The organism is Haladaptatus sp. AB618 (assembly GCF_024136965.1).
Classification (GTDB): Archaea; Halobacteriota; Halobacteria; order Halobacteriales; family Haladaptataceae; genus Haladaptatus.
This window is the reverse complement of record NZ_JAMYJX010000016.1, coordinates 40,344-58,880: the sequence shown is the minus strand read 5'-3', so window position 1 is coordinate 58,880 and position 18,537 is coordinate 40,344. Positions and strand designations below refer to the sequence as shown.

Here is an 18,537-nt window from a genome sequence, read left to right as displayed (position 1 = left end):
TCTCGGGTGTATCGTCAGTCACAGTGCTCGCGCTTTCCGTCAGCGTTCGCTGGTCGGTGCTATCCGAGACCGTCAATCATCATGTTATAGAAATAAACTGGAGCGAGCTCGCTCGTCTATGTTCTTCCTGGATAGACTTATCTTGGTTCCCTTTTCATGAGTGTCATATTTTAATTATCAATTCGAGCAGGAATATTCATCTGAATATGAGGATGGCTACCTATCGTGTCCTCTTGCCTCCCTTATCAATCATGGATAAATCTCAGCGTGGGGATTATTTACCTTGTGGAGGGGAGTAACTATATTACCATTACGTGGTTAGGAACGTAATGGAAACGATTGTACCTGAGCATAGATGCAAAATCGCCTTCCTCGACGATTGACCGGCGAAGGTCGAAAATGATCGGGATTGGTCGGTCACTCAGGCGCTATTATTTTGTTACATTCCGGTATGGAGCGTCTAGTCGTACTGGACGTACCGCACGCTATGGCGATTACTCTTGCCAATGCCGTAAACGTCCAGCACGTATTGGAGCGCATCTCGATTCATTTCAAAGAACAGCTAGTAGACGTCGATGTGGTTTGCGACGAACATGTACTCCAGAGATCGTGAACACCAGAGTTTCGAGACGGATTTGGGGTCCGGGACCCTGTCTGCGAGTGCCTTCTCGGCAGCATCGACATCGACGAGTGTGTTGTACGAGTCAAACGTGACCGTTGTGACGCGTTCGGAATCGAACTTCCTTGATGACTTCATTATGGCGGAACCACTTGATTCCAACCCTGCAGCGGTCAACATCGATCCAAATCCCGCTCTTGGAGCTTCCAAAAACCACGCACTATCGACTATTATTCACTTCAAAGGTCCATCCTGCCCAGTCTGCAAACAATTCACGGTGAACGCGTTTACAAAACTTCGAGCAAATCTCTGCAAGTTGGAGGAAACGAAGCTATCACTATATCGACGTTCGTTTGCATGAGTTGTCCCTTTTTGGACGATTCTTTTGCATATCGTTCTTTGATACGGTTTACTGCTTGGAAGCGATCCGTCGACCCGATATGTTCGAGAAACCATCCTATATGTGTGTTATTTCGCTCCTCACGATCTCGTTTCGGTGGCTCATAATTGCGTGTGATGCTCTTGATAACGGATGTTCTAGGTCGACAATTGACCCTCGACGGCGTGACCGAGGGATTCGGTGTTCATCGTATTTCTGTGTTCGTGGTTCACGAACGTTAAGTACTACCACGTTAGTTGATAACCTATGAGTGAGGGAAGCCGAACACTAAAATCGGGAACAACACTCTTTCGGGTGCTCGAATCACTTCGCGAGTCCGACGGTGCGTCCGTAACCGAACTCGCCGACCGGCTCGGGTTGGCGAAGAGTACCGTCCACGTACACCTCTCGACGTTGAAAGCGGCCCGTTACGTGGTTCAGGAGGGTGATGTCTATTATGTGGGCCTGCGATTCCTCGGTCTCAGCGAGTACGCTCGCACTCGGAAGGAAGCGTATCGGCTCGCCGAGTCGCTCGTCGTGGAACTCGCCGAGGAGACCGACGAACGAGCGCAGTTCATCGCCGAAGAACACGGCAAAGGCATCTATCTTTACCGCGAGACTGGCGAACGGGCCGTCCGAACCGATTCGGGCGTCGGCAAGGAGATCCTGCTTCATTCGACCGCAGCGGGGAAAGCGATCCTCGCGTTGTTCCCCGATGAACGGATTCACGAGATCGTTGACCGTTGGGGCCTCCCGGCGCGGACGTCGGCGACGATCACGGACAAGAAACGTCTCTGGACCGAGATCGAAACGATCCGTGAACGCGGCTACGCGTTCAATCGAGGAGAGAACATAGAATCCCTCAACGCGGTCGGTGTTCCCGTCAAACGATCGGACGGTACCGTTATCGGCGCTTTCAGCGTCTCTGCACCGGCACATCGCCTGGAAGGCGAACGGCTCGAAACACAGGTCCCGGAGCTCCTACTCGGCGTCACGAACGAACTTGAACTCAAGATCGCGTACTCCTAACTGTACGACGCTCGCGAATCTATCGCTCGTCCGCTGGCAGGGAACCGTACGGCGATTTCACGGGATTACACAGCGGTGTTACGCCCGCATCGTTGTAATAGAACGATGTCTCTGTCGACAAATGTTCGCGATCATCGAACGATGCTGACCGTCGTCTGTCGTGCTCCCGTCTTTGTGCTGATGCATTCCTTCTCACCTATCGACCTCGCCTCAACTGGCGTGATCCCCATAGTTTATGAGTTCGTGCGCAGAATTTCAAGCGCATGGTTAGCAAGTGGCGGGACCAGATAGGTCTCACCGAGCAACAGCGCCTCGTCCGCGACAGCGTCCGCGAACTCTGCGAGGAGTTCGGCCCGGCGTACTGGCGCGACCGCGATCGAACCGAGTCGTACCCGACTGACTTCGTTAACGCGCTTGCGGAGGGGGGATGGCTCGGAATTCTCGTCCCGGAGGAGTACGGCGGTGTCGGAATGGGGACCCCCGAGGTTGCCGTGATGATGGAAGAACTGGCGGCCTGTGGCGGCGGATTCAGCGCCCCGCAGTCGATTCACGGCGGCATATACAACTCCGTTCCACTGGTACGCTACGCCGACGAGGAACTGAAAGAACGAATACTGCCGGGCGTCGCGAGGGGCGACGTCGCCGTCCAGTCGCTCTGTCTCACCGAACCCAACGCCGGGTCGGACTCGACGTCGATGGAGACGAAAGCGGAAAAAGACGGTGACGAGTACGTCGTCAATGGCCAGAAGATTTGGATCTCGCGTGTCGACCACTCGGACTACGCGATTCTCATGGCCCGGACGACGCCGAAGGCCGAAGCCGACAAACGGACCGAAGGTATCTCGATGTTCCTCGTGGATCTGGACGACGCCTTCGAGCAAGACGCGCTCGAAATCCGGCAGATCCCGAAAACGGCGAGCACCGCCGTCCACTCCTTCGAGATGTGGTTCTCGGACCTCCGGGTCCCCGTCTCGAATCTCATCGGCGAGAAGGGACGCGGCTTCTACCAACTGCTCGATGGCCTCAACGAGGAACGACTCGTCATCGCCGCCGAGTGCATCGGACTCGGCGAAGTCGCACTGGAAGCGGCCGTCGACTACGCGAGCGAACGCGAGGTTTTCGACCGACCAATCGGACAGAATCAGGGGCTTCAGCATCCGATTGCCGAGGCGTACGCCCACCTGCGGGCGGCGAAACAGTTGACCTACGACGCTGCCTCGGCGCTGGACGACCTCGACCGGACCGAGGCGGGAGCGCAGGCGAACACCGCGAAGTACCTCGCGGCCGAGGCGGCCTTCGACGCGGCCGACATCGCCGTCCAGACGCACGGCGGGTTCGGTGTCGCCCGCGAGTACGACGTTGAGCGGTACTTCCGCGAAGCACGGTTGACCCGTATCGTTCCCATCTCGCAGCAACTGGCGCTGAACTACATCGGGAGCAACGTCCTCGGGCTTCCGCGGTCGTACTGATCGATGCCGGGGGAACGACTCGACACCAGTACGCACGACGGCGATCGAACATCGGAAAACGCCTCGAACGACGCGAAAGGTTACCGTAATTCACCCAGACAGAACACACATACCACACGAACATACCACACATGACCGACGACACGAATCCGACTGACGGCAATGACGAATCGAACGACGACGAACCGACCACCGACCGTCAACTCGTCGGCGGCTGGGAAGGCCGCTACTACGAGGACTTCGAGGTCGGCGACGTCTATAAACACCCCTACGGGCGGACAGTGACCGAGACCGACAACGTCTGGTTCACGAACCTAACGATGAACGCGAACCCAATGCACTTCAACGAGCCCTACGCCGCCGCGACGGAGTTCGGTGAGCGACTCGTTGACGGGACGTTCGTCATCGCGCTGGCGGTCGGGATGAGCGTCGTCGACGTATCGATGAACGCGACGGCGAACCTCGGGTACGACGACATCCGCCACCACGGCCCGGTGTTCCACGGCGACACACTCTTCGCCGAATCCGAAGTACTCGATAAACGCGAGAGCAGTTCCCGCGACCACGTCGGCATCGTCACGACCGAACTCCGAGCGTACAATCAGAACGACGATCTCGTGCTCTCGCTCGAACGTACACCGATGGTGCTCAAACGCGAATACGCCCAGCCGTCGGCGGCACAGCCGACCGGGTGGCCCGAGGGTGTCGGCACCCAACCTGAGGACCTATGACCAGGGCGTTCGACGACGACGAACGCCTCCTCGGCGATCTTCCGACTCGGTCCGCGACGGCTGCAGCAGGGGAGATCGAAGACGACGACACGATGCTCGTGAGCGGGTTCGGCAGCGTCGGTAACCCGAAGGCGGTCCCCGAGGCATTGGCGGCGAGTGACCGCGATTTGGCACTGACAGTCGTCAGCGGCGGCTCCACCGGCGATCAGATCGACACTGACATGGTGGAAGCTGACGCCATCGCGCGGCGGATTCCGTATCAGGCCCGTCCCGAGGCACGCCGGGCGGTCAACGATCGGCGAATCGCGTTCCACGACACGCACATTTCGCGACTCGGCGACCAAGCGGCACTTGGCGAGTTCGGGAACCCCGACGTCGCGGTCGTCGAAGCCGTCGCCGTCGGCGAGGACTGGCTCGTCCCGTCGACGTCTATCGGCCACACGCCCGCGTACGTCGACGCCGCTGATCGACTCGTCGTGGAGGTAAATCGGGCACAGCCGACGGCGCTCGCGGCGCTCCACGACGTCTACCGCCCTGGCCTCCCGCCCCGCGGTCCGATTCCTCTCGATGGTCCCGGTGACCGTATCGGCGATTCGAGAATCCGTTTCGACCCATCGAAACTCGTCGCTGTCGTCGAAACCGACGACCCGGACACGCCCTACAGTTTCCGCGACCCGACCGACGAAGACGAGGCCATCGCCGTGAACCTCGTCGACTTCCTCACCGCGGAACTCGACCGTAATCCCGCACTCGAAGAGGCGATTCGCCTCCAGTTCGGCGTCGGGAGCATGGGGAACGCGCTGATGGGCGCGCTCGAGTCCTTCGACGCCGGGAACCGGCGACTCGACTACTTCGGCGAGGTGTTTCAAGATGGCCTCCTCGATCTCGTTCGGGACGGGACGTTCGACGCCGCCAGCGCGACGTCGCTGGCGCTCTCGGAAGACGGTCAGCAGCAACTGTTCGACGACATCGAAGGCTACACCGAACGACTCGTACTCCGTCCCGCAGATGTCTCGAACCGCGCCGAACTGATCGACCGATTCGGCGTCGTCGGGGTTAACAGTGCGCTCGAAGTTGACATCTACGGCAACGCGAACTCCACGCACGTCGGCGGTACGCGGCTGATAAACGGCCTCGGCGGCAGCGGCGACTTCAACCGGAACGGCCTGCTATCGATCACGGCGCTCCCGTCGACGGCCGGTCGGGGGGACATCTCGCGCATCGTCCCGATGGTCCCGCACGTCGACCACACCGAACACGACGTCTCGGTCATCGTCACCGAACACGGCGTGGCCGACCTTCGAGGGCTGAGTCCCGTCGAACGGGCCGAGACCGTGATCGACGACTGCGCCGATCCCGACTTTCGCCCTCGTCTCCGCGAGTACGTCGACCGCGCCGAGCGACAGCGCGGTCACCTCCCACACGACTTCGACGTCGCGTTCGACTGGTTCGACGAGTGACTCGGCGCTTGGTCGCCACTCACACGACGCCAATCTTTATACCGCTTCTCGACCGTGTGATTGCATGGCACAAAATTCGACGCACGGGCAAGAGGAATCACCGGTTGACGTACTCGCAGATTTCATCAGCGAGTGTACGTACGACGACGTCCCGGACGCCGCACACGAGACGGTCGTTCGAGCGATCACGGACACCGTCGGCGTCACGTTGGCGGGGACGCGAGCCGGGAGTTCCGAAATCGTCACCGAATTCACCACCGGCCACTCCAGCGGCGACGGATTTCCCGACCCATCTGCCGCCGAGACGGACGCTGACATCGCCGAACTCGCGCTCGCCTACGGCACTGCGAGTCACGCACTCGACTACGACGACCTCTCGTGGGCGATGGACGGCCATCCGAGTGTAGTACTGCTCCCACCGATCCTCGCGCTCACCGACCGGGTCGATCCGACCGGCGAAGAAGTCGTCACCGCCTACGCGGCTGGATTCGAGACGGCGTGCTACGTCGCCGCCCCAATTAGTCCGTCCCACTACGAAGCGGGGTGGCACGCCACGTCGACGTTCGGCGCGTTCGGCGCGACCGCCGTCGCGGCGTCGTTGCTCGATCTGGACATGGAGACGACGGCCTGCGCACTCCACGTCGCGGCCTCGACGCCCGCCGGGACGAAAGAGAACTTCGGATCGATGACGAAACCGATCCACGCGGGACTGGCGGCCCGGTCGGGCGTGACGGCGGCGCTCCTCGCCGCGGACGGATTCACAGCGGGGGATGGCACTCTAAACGGCTCTCGCGGGTTCTGGCGGCTGTACGGTCCGGAAACGGAAGACGACGTGGAGGTCCCGACCGCACCGACGAGCGACGGCTGGCTGCTCGAACGCCGCGGGATTCACATCAAACGTTACCCCGCGTGCTACTTCACCCACTCCTCGATTGCGGCGACGCGGTCGCTGGCCGACGAACACGGGATCGTACCGACCGACGTCGAACGCGTGGTTGTCGAGGCAGCGGGCGGTGCCGGCGACGCGCTCACCTACGAGCGGCCGACGGACGCGCTCCAGTCGAAGTTCTCGATGCAACACGCGGTCGCAGTCGCCATCGCGAGCGACCGGGTTAGTCTCGGTGAATTCACTGACGAAGCCGCCACGGACGACCGGTTCACGCAACTTTATCCCCGGATCGACTTTGAGGTCGACGAGTCGATGTCCTACGACTCTCACGCGGCGAGGGTGACTATCGAAACTGCCGACGGGAGTCACCAGACGGTCCGTGAGCATCCGCCGTGGACCCACGAACATCCGCCGACGACCGACGAGTTGGAGACGAAGTTCGTCGAGACGGCGACGCGGGCAATCACCGAGAGCGCCGCCCACCGTGCTTTCGAAGCGTTGCAGTCGCTGCCTTCGCGGCGACTCTCGGACGTGTTGGCTCCTCTCGTCGGTTCGGATCGCTAAAAAAGGAAGATCGAGAACTCGAATCGTGCTACGCGCCGAGGTAGAGCCGTGCGATGTCTTCGTTTTCGAGCATCTCGTCGGATGACCCCTGGTACTGCACCTCACCGTCGGCGACGACGTAGCCACGGTCGCTCGCCGACAACCCCTTCTCGGCGTTCTGTTCGACCAGCAGGACGGTCTTCCCGCGGTCGTTCAACGCTTCGATCCGGTCGAACACCATGTCGACGTACGTCGGTTCGAGGCCGATGCTCGGTTCGTCGAACAACACAAGATTGGGGTCGAGCAAGAGCGCACGGGCGATCTCGAGCAATCGCCGCTCGCCGCCGCTCATCGTGCTGGCTTGCTGGTTACGGCGGTCGGCGAGTCGATCGAAGTCGTCGTACAACTCCTCAACCCGCTCGCGGACGACGTCGTCGTCGTTGAGAATGAACCCACCCATCATCAGGTTCTCGTCGACGGTCATCTTCGGGAAGATCGAGGGGTTCTGCATCACGTAGCCGACGCCGCCACGCAGCAGATCGACCGGGTCGGCGTCGGTCACGTCGCGCCCGCGGAGCGAAATCGATCCGGAGTCGACGTCGGCGAAGCCGTAGATGCTGTTCATCAGCGTCGTCTTGCCCGCTCCGTTCGGTCCGAGGAGCGTGACAACTTCACCTTCGATGACGTCGACGCTGACGTCCGTGATGACTTCCGTGTCGCCGTATCCGGCGGTGACACTGTCGATGACCAGCATCGCGTCGTCGGAGACTCCGCGTCGATCGGCAGCAGTCGTCTCCTCGGCTACGGCCATTCCATCGGACGCCGACCGCTCGTCGGATCCTGTCGGATCGTCGGTGGCCATCTACTCGTCACCTCCGCCGAGGTACGCCTGTTGGACGCGTTCGTCGTTCTGGATCGCTTCTGGCTGTCCTTCCGCGAGGAGTTCGCCGTTGTTCAGTACGTAGATCCGGTCACAGATGTTCATCACGAAGTCCATGTTGTGTTCGACGACGAGGAGCGTCTTCTCCTCGTTTATCTCCCCGAGCAGCGTCCGAAGTTCTGTTCTGGTCGTCGGGTTCAGTCCGGCGGCCGGTTCGTCTAGCAGGAGTAACTCGGCGTCGGTCATCAGCGCCATCGCGAGTTCGAGGAGCTTTCGGTGTCCGTAGTTGAGGTCGGCGGCGAGTGTGTCGCCTTCCGACGGAATCCCGACCCGATCGAGCAACTCGTCGGCTCGCTCGGTAACGGCGTCGGGGTACGGACGGAAGAGGTCGAACGTCGACTCCGACCCGTGGTCGACACTTGCCAGCAGGTTCTCGCGGGCGGTCATGCCCTCGTACACCCGAACCTCCTGAAACACGCGGACGATACCGCGCTGGGCGATCACGTTTTCTTTTGTCCCCGTGATGTCGGTGCCGTTGAACTCGATGGTTCCCTCGTCGACCTGGAGCGCGCCCGTGATGCAGTTGAACAGCGTCGATTTGCCCGCCCCGTTCGATCCGATAAGGCCGACGATGTCACCGTCGCCGACTTCGATGTCGACGTGGTCGACGGCGGTCAATCCGCCGAAGGTTTTGGTAACGTCTCGACCGATCAGTTCGGTCATTCACTCCTCACCTCCCGCCGTGCCACGATTTCGCAATTTGTCCACCCGCCGTCTAGTGACTCCGAAGACGTCCTTCCCCTCCAAATAGCCGAGGATTCCGTTGGGCGCACCGATCACGATTGCGACGAGGATGATCCCGAACACGACGAGGTACGCGTTGCGCATCGACACACCGGTGATCGTTCCAACAGCGTCGACCATCGGGCCGCCGCTCCAGAGCGTGTTGCGCAGTTCCCAGAGGAACGCCGCCCCGAGGACAGGCCCCCAGAGACGGCCCATTCCGCCGACCAGCGCCATGAGGATCATCAGCACCGTCCAATCGATGTTGAACGCCGTTCCCGGGCTGACGTAGGAGTTCTGGTAGGCGAAGAGCGCGCCCGCGAAGCCGGTCAGGAGTGCGCTCACCCCCCACGCGACGATCTTGTACTTCGTGGTGTCGATTCCCATCGCGCGCGCTTTGGCTTCGTCGTCCCGAATCGCGTTCAGGCCGTACCCGAACCGCGTGTTCATCAGGTACCAGTAGACGATCACGGTCACCACGGCGAGGCCGACGAACAGCAGGAAAAAGGTTCGATCGACCTGTGCAAAGCCCGGCAGCGGAAGCGTTTGTCCGCTGCCGCCCCCGGTCTGTTTCAGGTTAGCGACGTACTGCTGGGTCGCCACGAGGACGCCCAGTGTCGCGACGGCGAAGTAGTGGCCCCGTAGCCTGAGCAACGGGTAACCGAGGATGAGGGCGTAGACGAGTGCGACGATCCCGGCAGCGACGAACGCGACCGGGAAGCCGTACGTCCCGACGAGCGTTCCCTTCATCAGCACGACGACCGTGTACACACCGATGCCGAAGAAGGTGATGTTGCCGAACGAGGCATAGCCCGTCTGGCCGCCGATGAGATCCCATGCCAGCGCCAGTACGACGAACTGGAGGATGCGACTCATCACGGTGTACTGACTCGTCTTGATTCCGACCCCGACGTACGGTGCGACGAGGTAGAACGCGGCCCGGAGGAGGACGTATACCGCGACGATGAGGACGATGATTCCGAGCACGTTGCCAATCGCGCTGGTCGTTCGGCCGTAGACGGTTCGGTATCGCTCCGGGACCGACCGGCGGAGCGTCCGCCTCGAGCGCCGTGAGACGCCGCTGAGGGCTCGCTTCGGGTTGTCGACGTCGAGTTCATCAGCGTCGACCATCAGTCATCCGCCTCGCCGAAGAGGCCGTTCGGTCTGACCAACAGGAAGACGACGAGCGCGGTGAACCCGATGGCGTCGGCGATGCTAGCACTCCAGATATTCGATCCGAGGTGCTCGATGAGACCGAGCAGGAGACCGCCGACGAGCGCGCCGATGATGCTGCCGAGTCCGCCCATGACGACGACCACGAAGCTCTTGAGCGTATAGGCGTTCCCCATTCCCGGCTGGAACGAGAAAGCCATCCCGATCAGGCCGCCGGTGACGGCGACGACCGCGGCCGAGATGGCAAACGTCACGCTGTAGATGTGGTCGATGTCGAGGCCGACCAGTTGCGCCGCCTGTTCGTTCTGGCTGGCGGCGCGGATCGCCCGTCCCGTCCGCGTCCGCTTCAGGAACACGTAGAAGATTCCCGTGAGCAGGACCGCGACGACGAAGATGAGCAGTCGTTCGGCCGGAATCGTCGCACCGAGGAACTGGTAGTTCGACGGCCCAGGGACAGAGGGGTTGATAGACCGGGGAGTCGCCCCCCAGTAGAGCAGCGCCGACTGCTGAATGATGATCCCCAGCCCGAAGGTCAACAACAGCGTCAGGAACTTGCTCGTCCGCATTACCTGGTTGACGAGCAGCCGCTGGATGAAGTAGCCAAGCACGCCGACCGCAACCATCGATACAAGGAGGCCGACGACGAACAGCCCGAAGCTCGGGTGGTTGGTCGCGCTGATCGTGCCGACCGTCGTCCACGTCGTGAACGCACCGAGCATCAGCAGGTCGCCCTGTGCGAGGTTGATGACGCCGACGACGCCCCAAATCATCGTGAAGCCGATGGCCATCGCGGCGTAGACCCCGCCGATGAGCAACCCGTTGATGACGACGCTCGGGTCTGTGATCGAGTTCCACAAATTGGTAAGTACAGTGATCATTGTATCTGTGAAACGTAGCGTTAGCGCTTGGACCACTTGGGTGCCGGATACTTGGCGTCGGATTTGGCGACACTCTCCGGTGCGACGAGTTTCTTCTTCTTGTTTTGCCACTGGTACGCGACGGTCTTCTTCCCGACGTTTGCCCCGTTCGAGCCGAACTTGACTTTCCCGAAGAACGTCTCGACGTCCATCTTGGCGAGTTGGTCCTTGACTTTCTTGGGATCTGTCGATCCCGCCTTCTTGAACGCACGGAGATACGACAGGATGCACGCGCTTCCGGCTGCGTTGTGGTAGTCCGGGTTGTAGTCGTGGCTCTTCTTGAAGTGTTTCACGTAGTCGGGAGCTGACCCGTAAAAGAAGCCTTTGTACTTCGCCCCGCTTGCCCACTGGCTCGTCCCGTAGACGTAGTTGCCGGTGTCGCCCAGTTCGTCGATGAAGTCGCTCGTCGTCGCACCGACCGTCTCGACGGTCATAGGAACGTCGACATCGTATTGCTTCATCTGTTTCTCCGCGAGGACGGCGTGTTTGTAGTGACCGGCGACGACGAACACCTGCGGCGATTTCTTCTTGACTTTGTTCAGGATCGACGAGAGGTCGTCGGCCCCCGACGGGAACGACTCGTCGACGGCGATGTTCCAGCCGTTCTGTTTGGCGATCTTACGGACGCCGTTGGCCGATCCCTTGCTAAAGATGTCGTTCTCGTAGGCGATGGCGATCTTAGATACTTTCGGATTCTTTAGACCCTTCGCAAGACTCAACGCACCGTCTGCGTAGTGGGGTGCGGTGGCGAGCAGGCCGAAGACGTACTTGTTGCTGTCGGAGAAGATCTCCGTCGAGGAGCCGCCGCCTTCGACCATGGGGAGTTTGTTCTTCTGGACGACCGGCTGTGCGGCGAGGGTCACCCCGCTCGAATACGGACCGAGCAGATACTTGACCCCGTCCTCCTGAATGAGCTTCTGAAACAACTGTCGGGACTTCGTCGGGTCGCTCTGGTCGTCGTACGTTTTCAGATCGAGTTTGTACGAGTCACCTCCGACCTTGACTCCCCCCTTGTCGTTGATATCCTTGATCGTCATCTTGTAGGAGTCGAGGTACAGTTTCCCTTCCTTGGAGAGTTCCCCCGTCTTCGAGATGGCGGCACCGAGCGTGAGCGTCTTCCCACTCGAACCGGACGACCCACTCTTGCTTCCGTTGTTGTCATTGTTGCCACCGCTCGAACATCCTGCAAGACCAACAATACCCGCCGCACCGGTCGTCTTCAGAAACTGTCGCCGCCGACTCGTGGCTGTACTGCGGTCTCTCTGATCATGCCTGTCATTTGATGGCATGTCACAATATTTCTCAGTAGAATGTTTTAAATGTTCGCTCTTCTGCTCGTGAGACAGTCATTCTAGTAACAGTAGGTGATGGTTATATCCGGTGATGACTGAAGGGATCCAGCGTGCTGCGGCGAGTTGTGAAGTGGACTGGTTCACTGGGACTGTCTGTGACTGTGAGAGCGAGAGTGATTGTGACAGGAGAAGGCGTCTCCCAGTAGTGGACAGCGGAGTTACTCCGGAAATATAGTGTGGGAGTAGTGGACTGCCAAACTGGTTGCTGGAGACTGTTTGCACTGCTGAAATTCACTTGAAAGATGGTGTGTTTGACGTTCGGGTGGGCGCTGTTTCTGCCGGCTGAAGGGCACCTGAAACACGGTAGATCAGTTTGTGAACGGTATTGGGAACCACTATTCGATATCATTGCGTACTGACCGGTGGCTGATCAGAAGCCGTAACAAAGAGTTACTAAGTAGAGGTAGATTTATCGTGATCTGTGTTGACACGAGACATGGTGTTTCCGAATGACACAGGAATGGACCATCGAGGGGGATTACGTCGAAGCCTGCAACTGCGATGTCGCGTGCCAGTGTATCTGGCTGGAACCACCTGATGACGACGTCTGTACGGTCTCGTTGGCATGGCGAATTCGGGAGGGCAACTATGGGGACGTGTATCTAGGTGGGCTCTCGGTCGGTATGCTCATTTCCACCGAGGAGGGCGTTATGTTCGGTCCCGACACCGGCTGGGACGTCGTACTGCTGATCGACGAAGCAGCCGACGACGACCAGTACGATGCGCTCGAAGACATCTACTTCGGACGGGCGGGCGGCATCTGGGCAGCCGTGGCCGACGCGCACGTCGAATCCGCAGAGGTCGTAACCGCACCGATCGACTTCTCGCGCGACGGTGATGACTTCTCGGTCGAGATCGGGGAGGTCATGGCCATGGACGCGAGCGGTACGGTCGGGTTCAACGAAGAACTCGGCACCATAATGCCTCATCCGCTCACGAAAAATCTCCGGATGGGAACCGGAAAGTCGACGACGGCTACTGTGTCGTACGACGATCGGTTCGAGTGGGACGTCTCGGGGAACAACGCCTACCTCGGAGACTTCGAACTGGCGAATACCTGAGAGTACGATTTCCACTCGTGGTGTTCAGATGGAACGAGATTCGTATCGAAGTCGGTTCGGATTGCAACGCCTCCCGGTCGTCGCGCTTGTCACGTACGTGATCGCGTTGCTCGCCTGGGTTGCGCTCGTGGAGCGCTGGCTCCCGATGCCGGGCGCTGGGAGCGGGATGTCCATGTCCGCACCCGGAGTCCCGGAAGCGATGGCCCTCTCGAATGGCCTCTCGGGAATCCTCCTGTACCTGTTCATGTGGAGTGTGATGATGATCGCGATGATGTTCCCGTCGTCGGTGCCGCTCTTCCGAATGTACTATAAGACGATTGACGGCGCGACAAGAGCCGGAAAAGCGGCGCGTACGAGCGCGTTCATGGGAACGTACGCACTCGTGTGGGCACTTACAGGAATTGTTCCGCTAGCCATAAACGCAATGATGCCGATTACCACCCTCGCTGACCGGAACGGTACGCTGCTGTTCGGCGGAACGCTGATACTGCTCTCGATGTATCAGCTCTCCCCGTACAAGCATCGGTGTCTGAAATACTGCCGGACGCCACTCGGATTCTTGATGGAGTACCATCGTTCCGGGATTCGTGGGGCGGCACGGATGAGTTTCAGATTTAGCGCCTTCTGTGTGGGGTGTTGCTGGCCATTGTTCGCCGTAATGGTGGTCGTCGGCTCGATGAACATCCTGTGGATGGCCGTCATTACGGTCGTCCTTTCTCTCGAACGAATGGTCGCGTGGGGTGAGCGACTGACGAAGGCGGTCAGCATCCTCGCCGGTGCTTTCGGCGTTGTCCTCATCGTGGTCGCAACGATGTAGCCACATTTGGCCGATGTCGATAGGTATTCTCGGGGACATACGTGAGCCTCATGCTTGCAGCAACCCGAAGAGTTCGTGAATACTGCACAGCTGAGAATAAAAAAGACTGAAGCGGTGGTTAGTTCGGCAGTTCCTTACGTCCCGTTCGTATGCTCGGCCAGCGCAGGAACCACCAAGTCTCTTACAATCACAGTCGTCCGGTTCGGCATCGTCTTCGATGTCCTCGGACGGGAATGTCTCGAGTGTCCCGTCGTTGGTTGCGGTTTCGACTGCGGCCATGTGTTTGCAGAAGGCGTTGCGGTGGACGTGATGTGGGCAGGTACACGCCATCAGGTCCTCGGTCACGTCGTCGATAGAGACAGTATACTGGTGGGCTGCGGGGGTCTTGTGGCTAATAGTGACTTTGATGAGTCCGGGGACTTGACGTCGATGGCAAGGTACAGACGGTCACTTTCAGTCCACTAGGCGAGAGTATTTCCTCCTGAACGGCATCTATAGAGACGGAGGAAACTATGATTGAAAAGCTTCGCCTCACGACCCGCATTGTTATCGACCAAGACGAAGCACTGGACTTTTACACCGAGAAGCTCGGCTTAAAAAAGAAAGCAGACGAGACGTTTGGACCCGATGATCAGCGTTGGGTTACTGTCGCAGCTGAAAAGGATGACACCGTGGAAATCGTCCTCGAACCGCTTGACTGGTTCGAAGGCGAGGAAGCAGAGCGTCGCTCTGAAATGATCGGGGAGCAACCGGCACTCGCCTTTACTGTGGATAATTGCCAATCCACATATGAAACGCTGCGTGAACGCGGCGTTGAATTCACATCTGAGCCGACAGAACAGCCGTACGGAATCGAAGCTGTCGCAATCGATCTCTACGGGAATGGAATTGTCCTTGTCGAACATCCCTCAGGAACAGAGACGAGTTAATAGTCAAATAGCCCCATCGTACTACCGCTCACAGGGCGACAAAACGGAGCAACGAGGTTCGCACACTGCCGACGAGACATCACCGGGGGGAAACAATATCGTGAGATTTGGCCAATCAGGTATGATGGCAATCGTATATATAGAACGAGGAATCTGCGGACGTGATAGGGGGCAAAGCGATAGTCAGTGGACACGAGCCATTCCGCACATTCACCAGATGCGACTCAAGCAACACACCTGCAGCATCACGAAAGACACCTGCTGCACCAGACCATGTCAATTCAGTTCAACACCACACAAGAGGACGCTGCACAGTTCCTAACGGCAAAAACGGAGGCCGACGTTACGGCTTCGCTCTCCGACGGTCGTCTCGAAGCTGTCGTGTGGAAACCGCTCGGCGGTATCGAGAACAACTACGGCATCGTCGAGAACCAGCAGGCCGATCCGATGGCTGCGTTGACGGAACTCATCGTCAATAGTATCGACGCCATTCTGCTGAAAAATTATCACGAATACGTTGGTAACGAGTACACCGGTGACGAATTTGAGACACTCGATGCGGCCGCCGACACGCTCATCGATCCCAACGACGAAGAGATACGCCTCACTGCCGATGGTACGGGAGGGAAGTCGCTGTCGTTGACGCTCTCCGATACCGGCTGTGGCCAGTCGCTGAAACGATTCGAAGAGACCTTCCTCGGATTCCTCCAACCGGGAAAGACCAAACAGCAATACGGATTCCTTCAGGGCAAGTATGGAATGGGAAGCTCCGGCGTATTACCGTTCTGCGGCGAGCGGGGCTACAAACTTGTCCTCTCTGCGGGCGTCGACCGCCCCAAGGAGTGGAGTTGGACGCTCATTCGAAAGAACAGGACGAAGGATCGCTACGAGTATCTCACGCTCGATGGCGACGTACCGACGTTCCCGGGGACGGTAAACGGTCAGATCGCTGGTTCGATCGTCAAACTGTTCGACTTCACCGTTGAGGCGAAAACGCGGTTCACGACATCGTTTCGCTACCGACTCGAACGGTATCTTCTCGACACGCCCATCCCGATCACACTCGCGGACACGCGAGGCGACAGGCAACCGGATGTGACGACGACGAACGGGTTGTTCGCCACTCTCGACCAGTACAACGAGTTGGTCGCATCGGATCAGACCATCGCCTACAACTTCGAGGATGCTACGCTCGACACCCGGGATGTCCGCATAATCCTCTTCGAGGACGACGCGACGCTCGAAGCCGACGATAGCTTTACCCACGAACGCGGGTACGACCCCATCACGGCGAAGAACAAACACTTCGTCGGTGGCGAGAAACACCGCGGTCAAGCCATCTTTTTCGTCATCAACGGACAAACGCACGGCGACCAGGGGCGGACGTTCATTCGGAATCGGTGCAGTCTCCCGCACGTTGCCCGCGACGTACTCGTATTCGTCGACTTCTCCACCCTCGACGATTCGAGCGTAGTCGATCTCTTTCCCGCGTCACGCGACCGACTCCGGAACAGTCAGAGTGCACGCACGCTGAAGCGCGAACTCGAATCGCTTCTCGGGACGAACGACATCCTCGTCGACGAAGAACGGCGTCGTCGCCAACAACTACCGACGGACGACCCCGACGAGATTGTCGAGGATGTACTGATGGCGATTCTCGAACGGAACCCGGCGTTACAACGCTACTTCGCCACTGGCGAGCGGTTGGAACGACCGACCGTGCACGGTGCGAACTCGGACGTCGATTCACACGATCGGTATCCGTGCAGGCTCGAACTCATCGAGACGTACCACGGTCCGGATGACTACAACATCTGGAATCCAGATCGGAGCACGTCCACCACTGACACGGTGGACGAGAGCAACGTCGAGACGGACGCAGCTCTAGAATATGGAAAGGAGATGCCTCCGAATGCGTATGCTTGGCAGCGATTTGTCCTCGATGCCCCGAACGATTATCTGACGCGAAGCGGCGATCCGGGGTCGATCGACGTCACTCCGAGTGACGTGGTCAAATCCGTGCGGGTGTTGAACGGTATCCTCGCGATCACACTGAAACCAATCGAGAACGCGTCGCCCGGACAGCGCCTCCCGATTCACGTCAAGGTCGGTCCCGCTGGTGGGGACGGCAAAATGACCCTCGAACGATCGTTTACGCTCGAATATCTAGAGCCGCGTATTGACGACCGAACGCGGAACACGAACGGGTCTAGCGAGGACGAGATGATCTTACCAACCACGCATTCCGTCCACGAAGAGGATTGGGACGCCTACGACCGTGGGTTCGACGAGGACACAGTTGTGCAGGTGATGGACTCCACCGAGGAGATGGACGTCTACATCAATATGGACGCTGCGCCACTTCAGCAGTTCTTGACGAACCACACGTTGACGGACGCGGGAAAGGAGTACGTGAAACGGGTGTACAAGACCGGCGTTACCCTCTATACGGTCGCTCAGTACATGGAGTTCCGGGAGGAGTTTGACGAAGAGGACGTCGACGTGACGGAATTCGTGAGCACTGCGATGCGCGGAACGGGACAGATTATCCTCGATCAGACTATCAGTGACGACCAACTCGAGACGCTCACCGTGTAGGCGGTAGCGAGCGCGACTTTGAGATACCTATCTCTCCGTTCCCCAATCTCTCTCACTCACCTGTGATGTCCAGCACCACCTTGTTGGTGAGTCTGCGTCGAGTTGATCGCGCTCGGCGAAACCGAGTTGGTTCGAGTCACGAATATTTGATATTACTAATAATTATATTAGTACGTGATGGATTACTAATGACAGGATGAAAACAAGCCAAAGGAGAGATGCAAATGAACCTGCGACAACCAAGCCCTTCCAGAATTCCTTGGCTTGTTTATCTGGTGACGATCCTGTGCGTTTATCATTCGCTGACCAGCAACAATCAAGAATCATCTCCCGCTCGGATTCAGTTTCCCAGTAGTCCATAAATTCTATACAGGAACTATTTGTATTGTTATGCGCTCCATTCTAAATAATAATCAACGATTACTACGGTTCTAATATATGAATTAGAGTTCGCCAAGAGTATACCCAAGCAGCGTCAAAACGGGACTGAAGTATTTGGGGAGTGAGCCCATAGATGTTCGCGTTATCGTGTCGTGCGTCTCCCAACACACAGTAGAGTCCACTTTTTGGCACGGTTGTTCCGAGTTCAGCGATGAATCGACCGCGCTCCCGATCACCGAGAATATATGGCATCATTACGACCCCGATACCCCTATTCTCTGGCGTGTGCTTCAGTCCAGGCGATTGAGTGAATCATAAGACAGGAATGGATCCGCTTCAGACGATCCGGTGGTCGAAGAGTTTCAGTATTCTTCCCGTTGGAGAGGGTGTGTTTGTTGCTGCTTGTGATGCGTTCGAGCGCTATGACGACCCATCGTGACGGCTTCGCGACCACTGATACCCCGCACAGATTTCGGAGGGAACGTACATTTAATAGTCGCCGCGGGCACTTTCAGTCATCAGCCGTA

Annotated in this window: 15 protein-coding genes and 1 pseudogene; 10 read left to right on the top strand and 6 right to left on the bottom strand. The window is 58.7% G+C overall.

Going from position 1 to position 18,537, the window contains the following annotated elements; genetic code table 11:
- Nucleotides 1-565: 565 nt before the first annotated feature.
- Nucleotides 566-757, bottom strand: a pseudogene (locus NKF26_RS23730) (haloacid dehalogenase type II); the annotation flags it as partial.
- A gap of 508 nt (nucleotides 758-1,265) precedes the next feature.
- On the opposite strand from NKF26_RS23730, the gene NKF26_RS23725 reads away from it, so the two are divergent.
- The 5 genes from NKF26_RS23725 to NKF26_RS23705 all read left to right on the top strand — a co-directional run bounded on the left by NKF26_RS23725 (nucleotide 1,266) and on the right by NKF26_RS23705 (nucleotide 7,140).
- Entirely contained in the window at nucleotides 1,266-2,027 is a 762-nt protein-coding gene (locus tag NKF26_RS23725) for an IclR family transcriptional regulator (RefSeq protein ID WP_253235022.1), read from the top strand.
- Between the two features lie 263 nt (nucleotides 2,028-2,290).
- Nucleotides 2,291-3,496, top strand: a complete 1,206-nt coding sequence (locus NKF26_RS23720) for an acyl-CoA dehydrogenase family protein (protein WP_253227493.1) — start codon at nucleotides 2,291-2,293, stop codon at nucleotides 3,494-3,496.
- A 131-nt stretch (nucleotides 3,497-3,627) separates the two neighbouring features.
- On the top strand, nucleotides 3,628-4,227 hold the full coding sequence (locus NKF26_RS23715) for a MaoC family dehydratase (protein ID WP_253227492.1): 600 nt from the start codon (nucleotides 3,628-3,630) through the stop codon (nucleotides 4,225-4,227).
- Nucleotides 4,224-5,687, top strand: coding sequence for an acetyl-CoA hydrolase/transferase C-terminal domain-containing protein (locus NKF26_RS23710; RefSeq protein WP_253235021.1), 1,464 nt, complete (start codon nucleotides 4,224-4,226; stop codon nucleotides 5,685-5,687). The genes NKF26_RS23715 and NKF26_RS23710 overlap by 4 nt, the downstream gene beginning before the upstream one ends.
- Before the next feature lie 64 nt (nucleotides 5,688-5,751).
- Nucleotides 5,752-7,140 carry an MmgE/PrpD family protein gene (locus NKF26_RS23705; protein WP_253235020.1) on the top strand — a complete coding sequence of 463 codons (1,389 nt, stop codon included), beginning with the start codon at nucleotides 5,752-5,754 and terminating at the stop codon, nucleotides 7,138-7,140.
- 28 nt (nucleotides 7,141-7,168) lie between these two features.
- On the opposite strand, the gene NKF26_RS23700 is transcribed toward NKF26_RS23705, so the two are convergent.
- Genes NKF26_RS23700 through NKF26_RS23680 form a run of 5 tightly spaced genes read right to left on the bottom strand, consistent with a single transcriptional unit; the run spans nucleotide 7,169 to nucleotide 12,161 of the window.
- Entirely contained in the window at nucleotides 7,169-7,981 is an 813-nt protein-coding gene (locus NKF26_RS23700; RefSeq protein ID WP_253235019.1) for an ABC transporter ATP-binding protein, read from the bottom strand.
- On the bottom strand, nucleotides 7,982-8,722 hold the full coding sequence (locus tag NKF26_RS23695) for an ABC transporter ATP-binding protein (RefSeq protein ID WP_253235018.1): 741 nt from the start codon (nucleotides 8,720-8,722) through the stop codon (nucleotides 7,982-7,984).
- Nucleotides 8,723-9,913 (bottom strand): branched-chain amino acid ABC transporter permease, encoded by a 1,191-nt coding sequence (locus tag NKF26_RS23690; protein WP_253227487.1) that lies wholly within the window; start codon nucleotides 9,911-9,913, stop codon nucleotides 8,723-8,725. It lies immediately after the preceding gene.
- On the bottom strand, nucleotides 9,913-10,812 hold the full coding sequence (locus tag NKF26_RS23685) for a branched-chain amino acid ABC transporter permease (RefSeq protein WP_253235017.1): 900 nt from the start codon (nucleotides 10,810-10,812) through the stop codon (nucleotides 9,913-9,915). Before NKF26_RS23685 ends, NKF26_RS23690 begins: the two co-directional genes overlap by 1 nt.
- A 41-nt stretch (nucleotides 10,813-10,853) precedes the next feature.
- Nucleotides 10,854-12,161 carry an ABC transporter substrate-binding protein gene (locus tag NKF26_RS23680; protein ID WP_253227485.1) on the bottom strand — a complete coding sequence of 436 codons (1,308 nt, stop codon included), beginning with the start codon at nucleotides 12,159-12,161 and terminating at the stop codon, nucleotides 10,854-10,856.
- A gap of 512 nt (nucleotides 12,162-12,673) precedes the next feature.
- Between NKF26_RS23680 and NKF26_RS23675 the strand changes: the two genes are divergently transcribed.
- From NKF26_RS23675 to NKF26_RS23655, 5 genes are all read left to right on the top strand, one after another.
- Nucleotides 12,674-13,285: a DUF1326 domain-containing protein gene (locus NKF26_RS23675; RefSeq protein ID WP_253227484.1), complete on the top strand. Its 612-nt coding sequence runs from the start codon at nucleotides 12,674-12,676 to the stop codon at nucleotides 13,283-13,285.
- 28 nt (nucleotides 13,286-13,313) lie between these two features.
- On the top strand, nucleotides 13,314-14,102 hold the full coding sequence (locus tag NKF26_RS23670; RefSeq protein ID WP_253227483.1) for a DUF2182 domain-containing protein: 789 nt from the start codon (nucleotides 13,314-13,316) through the stop codon (nucleotides 14,100-14,102).
- Nucleotides 14,103-14,156: 54 nt separating this feature from the next.
- Nucleotides 14,157-14,567: a hypothetical protein gene (locus NKF26_RS23665; RefSeq protein ID WP_253227482.1), complete on the top strand. Its 411-nt coding sequence runs from the start codon at nucleotides 14,157-14,159 to the stop codon at nucleotides 14,565-14,567.
- 47 nt (nucleotides 14,568-14,614) lie between these two features.
- Nucleotides 14,615-15,031: a VOC family protein gene (locus NKF26_RS23660; RefSeq protein WP_253235016.1), complete on the top strand. Its 417-nt coding sequence runs from the start codon at nucleotides 14,615-14,617 to the stop codon at nucleotides 15,029-15,031.
- Nucleotides 15,032-15,304: 273 nt separating this feature from the next.
- Complete coding sequence (locus NKF26_RS23655; RefSeq protein WP_253227480.1) at nucleotides 15,305-17,629, top strand: hypothetical protein; 2,325 nt, start codon at nucleotides 15,305-15,307, stop codon at nucleotides 17,627-17,629.
- The last annotated feature ends 908 nt before the right edge of the window (nucleotides 17,630-18,537 follow it).

Coding starts and splice junctions, on each gene's coding strand:
- NKF26_RS23675 (WP_253227484.1), top strand. CDS start 12,674: ATGACACAGGAATGGACCATCGAGGGGGATTACGTCGAAGCCTGCAAC.
- NKF26_RS23710 (WP_253235021.1), top strand. CDS start 4,224: ATGACCAGGGCGTTCGACGACGACGAACGCCTCCTCGGCGATCTTCCG.
- NKF26_RS23700 (WP_253235019.1), bottom strand. CDS start 7,981: ATGGCCACCGACGATCCGACAGGATCCGACGAGCGGTCGGCGTCCGAT.
- NKF26_RS23655 (WP_253227480.1), top strand. CDS start 15,305: ATGTCAATTCAGTTCAACACCACACAAGAGGACGCTGCACAGTTCCTA.
- NKF26_RS23695 (WP_253235018.1), bottom strand. CDS start 8,722: ATGACCGAACTGATCGGTCGAGACGTTACCAAAACCTTCGGCGGATTG.
- NKF26_RS23670 (WP_253227483.1), top strand. CDS start 13,314: ATGGAACGAGATTCGTATCGAAGTCGGTTCGGATTGCAACGCCTCCCG.
- NKF26_RS23725 (WP_253235022.1), top strand. CDS start 1,266: ATGAGTGAGGGAAGCCGAACACTAAAATCGGGAACAACACTCTTTCGG.
- NKF26_RS23715 (WP_253227492.1), top strand. CDS start 3,628: ATGACCGACGACACGAATCCGACTGACGGCAATGACGAATCGAACGAC.
- NKF26_RS23720 (WP_253227493.1), top strand. CDS start 2,291: ATGGTTAGCAAGTGGCGGGACCAGATAGGTCTCACCGAGCAACAGCGC.
- NKF26_RS23705 (WP_253235020.1), top strand. CDS start 5,752: ATGGCACAAAATTCGACGCACGGGCAAGAGGAATCACCGGTTGACGTA.
- NKF26_RS23680 (WP_253227485.1), bottom strand. CDS start 12,161: ATGCCATCAAATGACAGGCATGATCAGAGAGACCGCAGTACAGCCACG.
- NKF26_RS23690 (WP_253227487.1), bottom strand. CDS start 9,913: ATGGTCGACGCTGATGAACTCGACGTCGACAACCCGAAGCGAGCCCTC.
- NKF26_RS23660 (WP_253235016.1), top strand. CDS start 14,615: ATGATTGAAAAGCTTCGCCTCACGACCCGCATTGTTATCGACCAAGAC.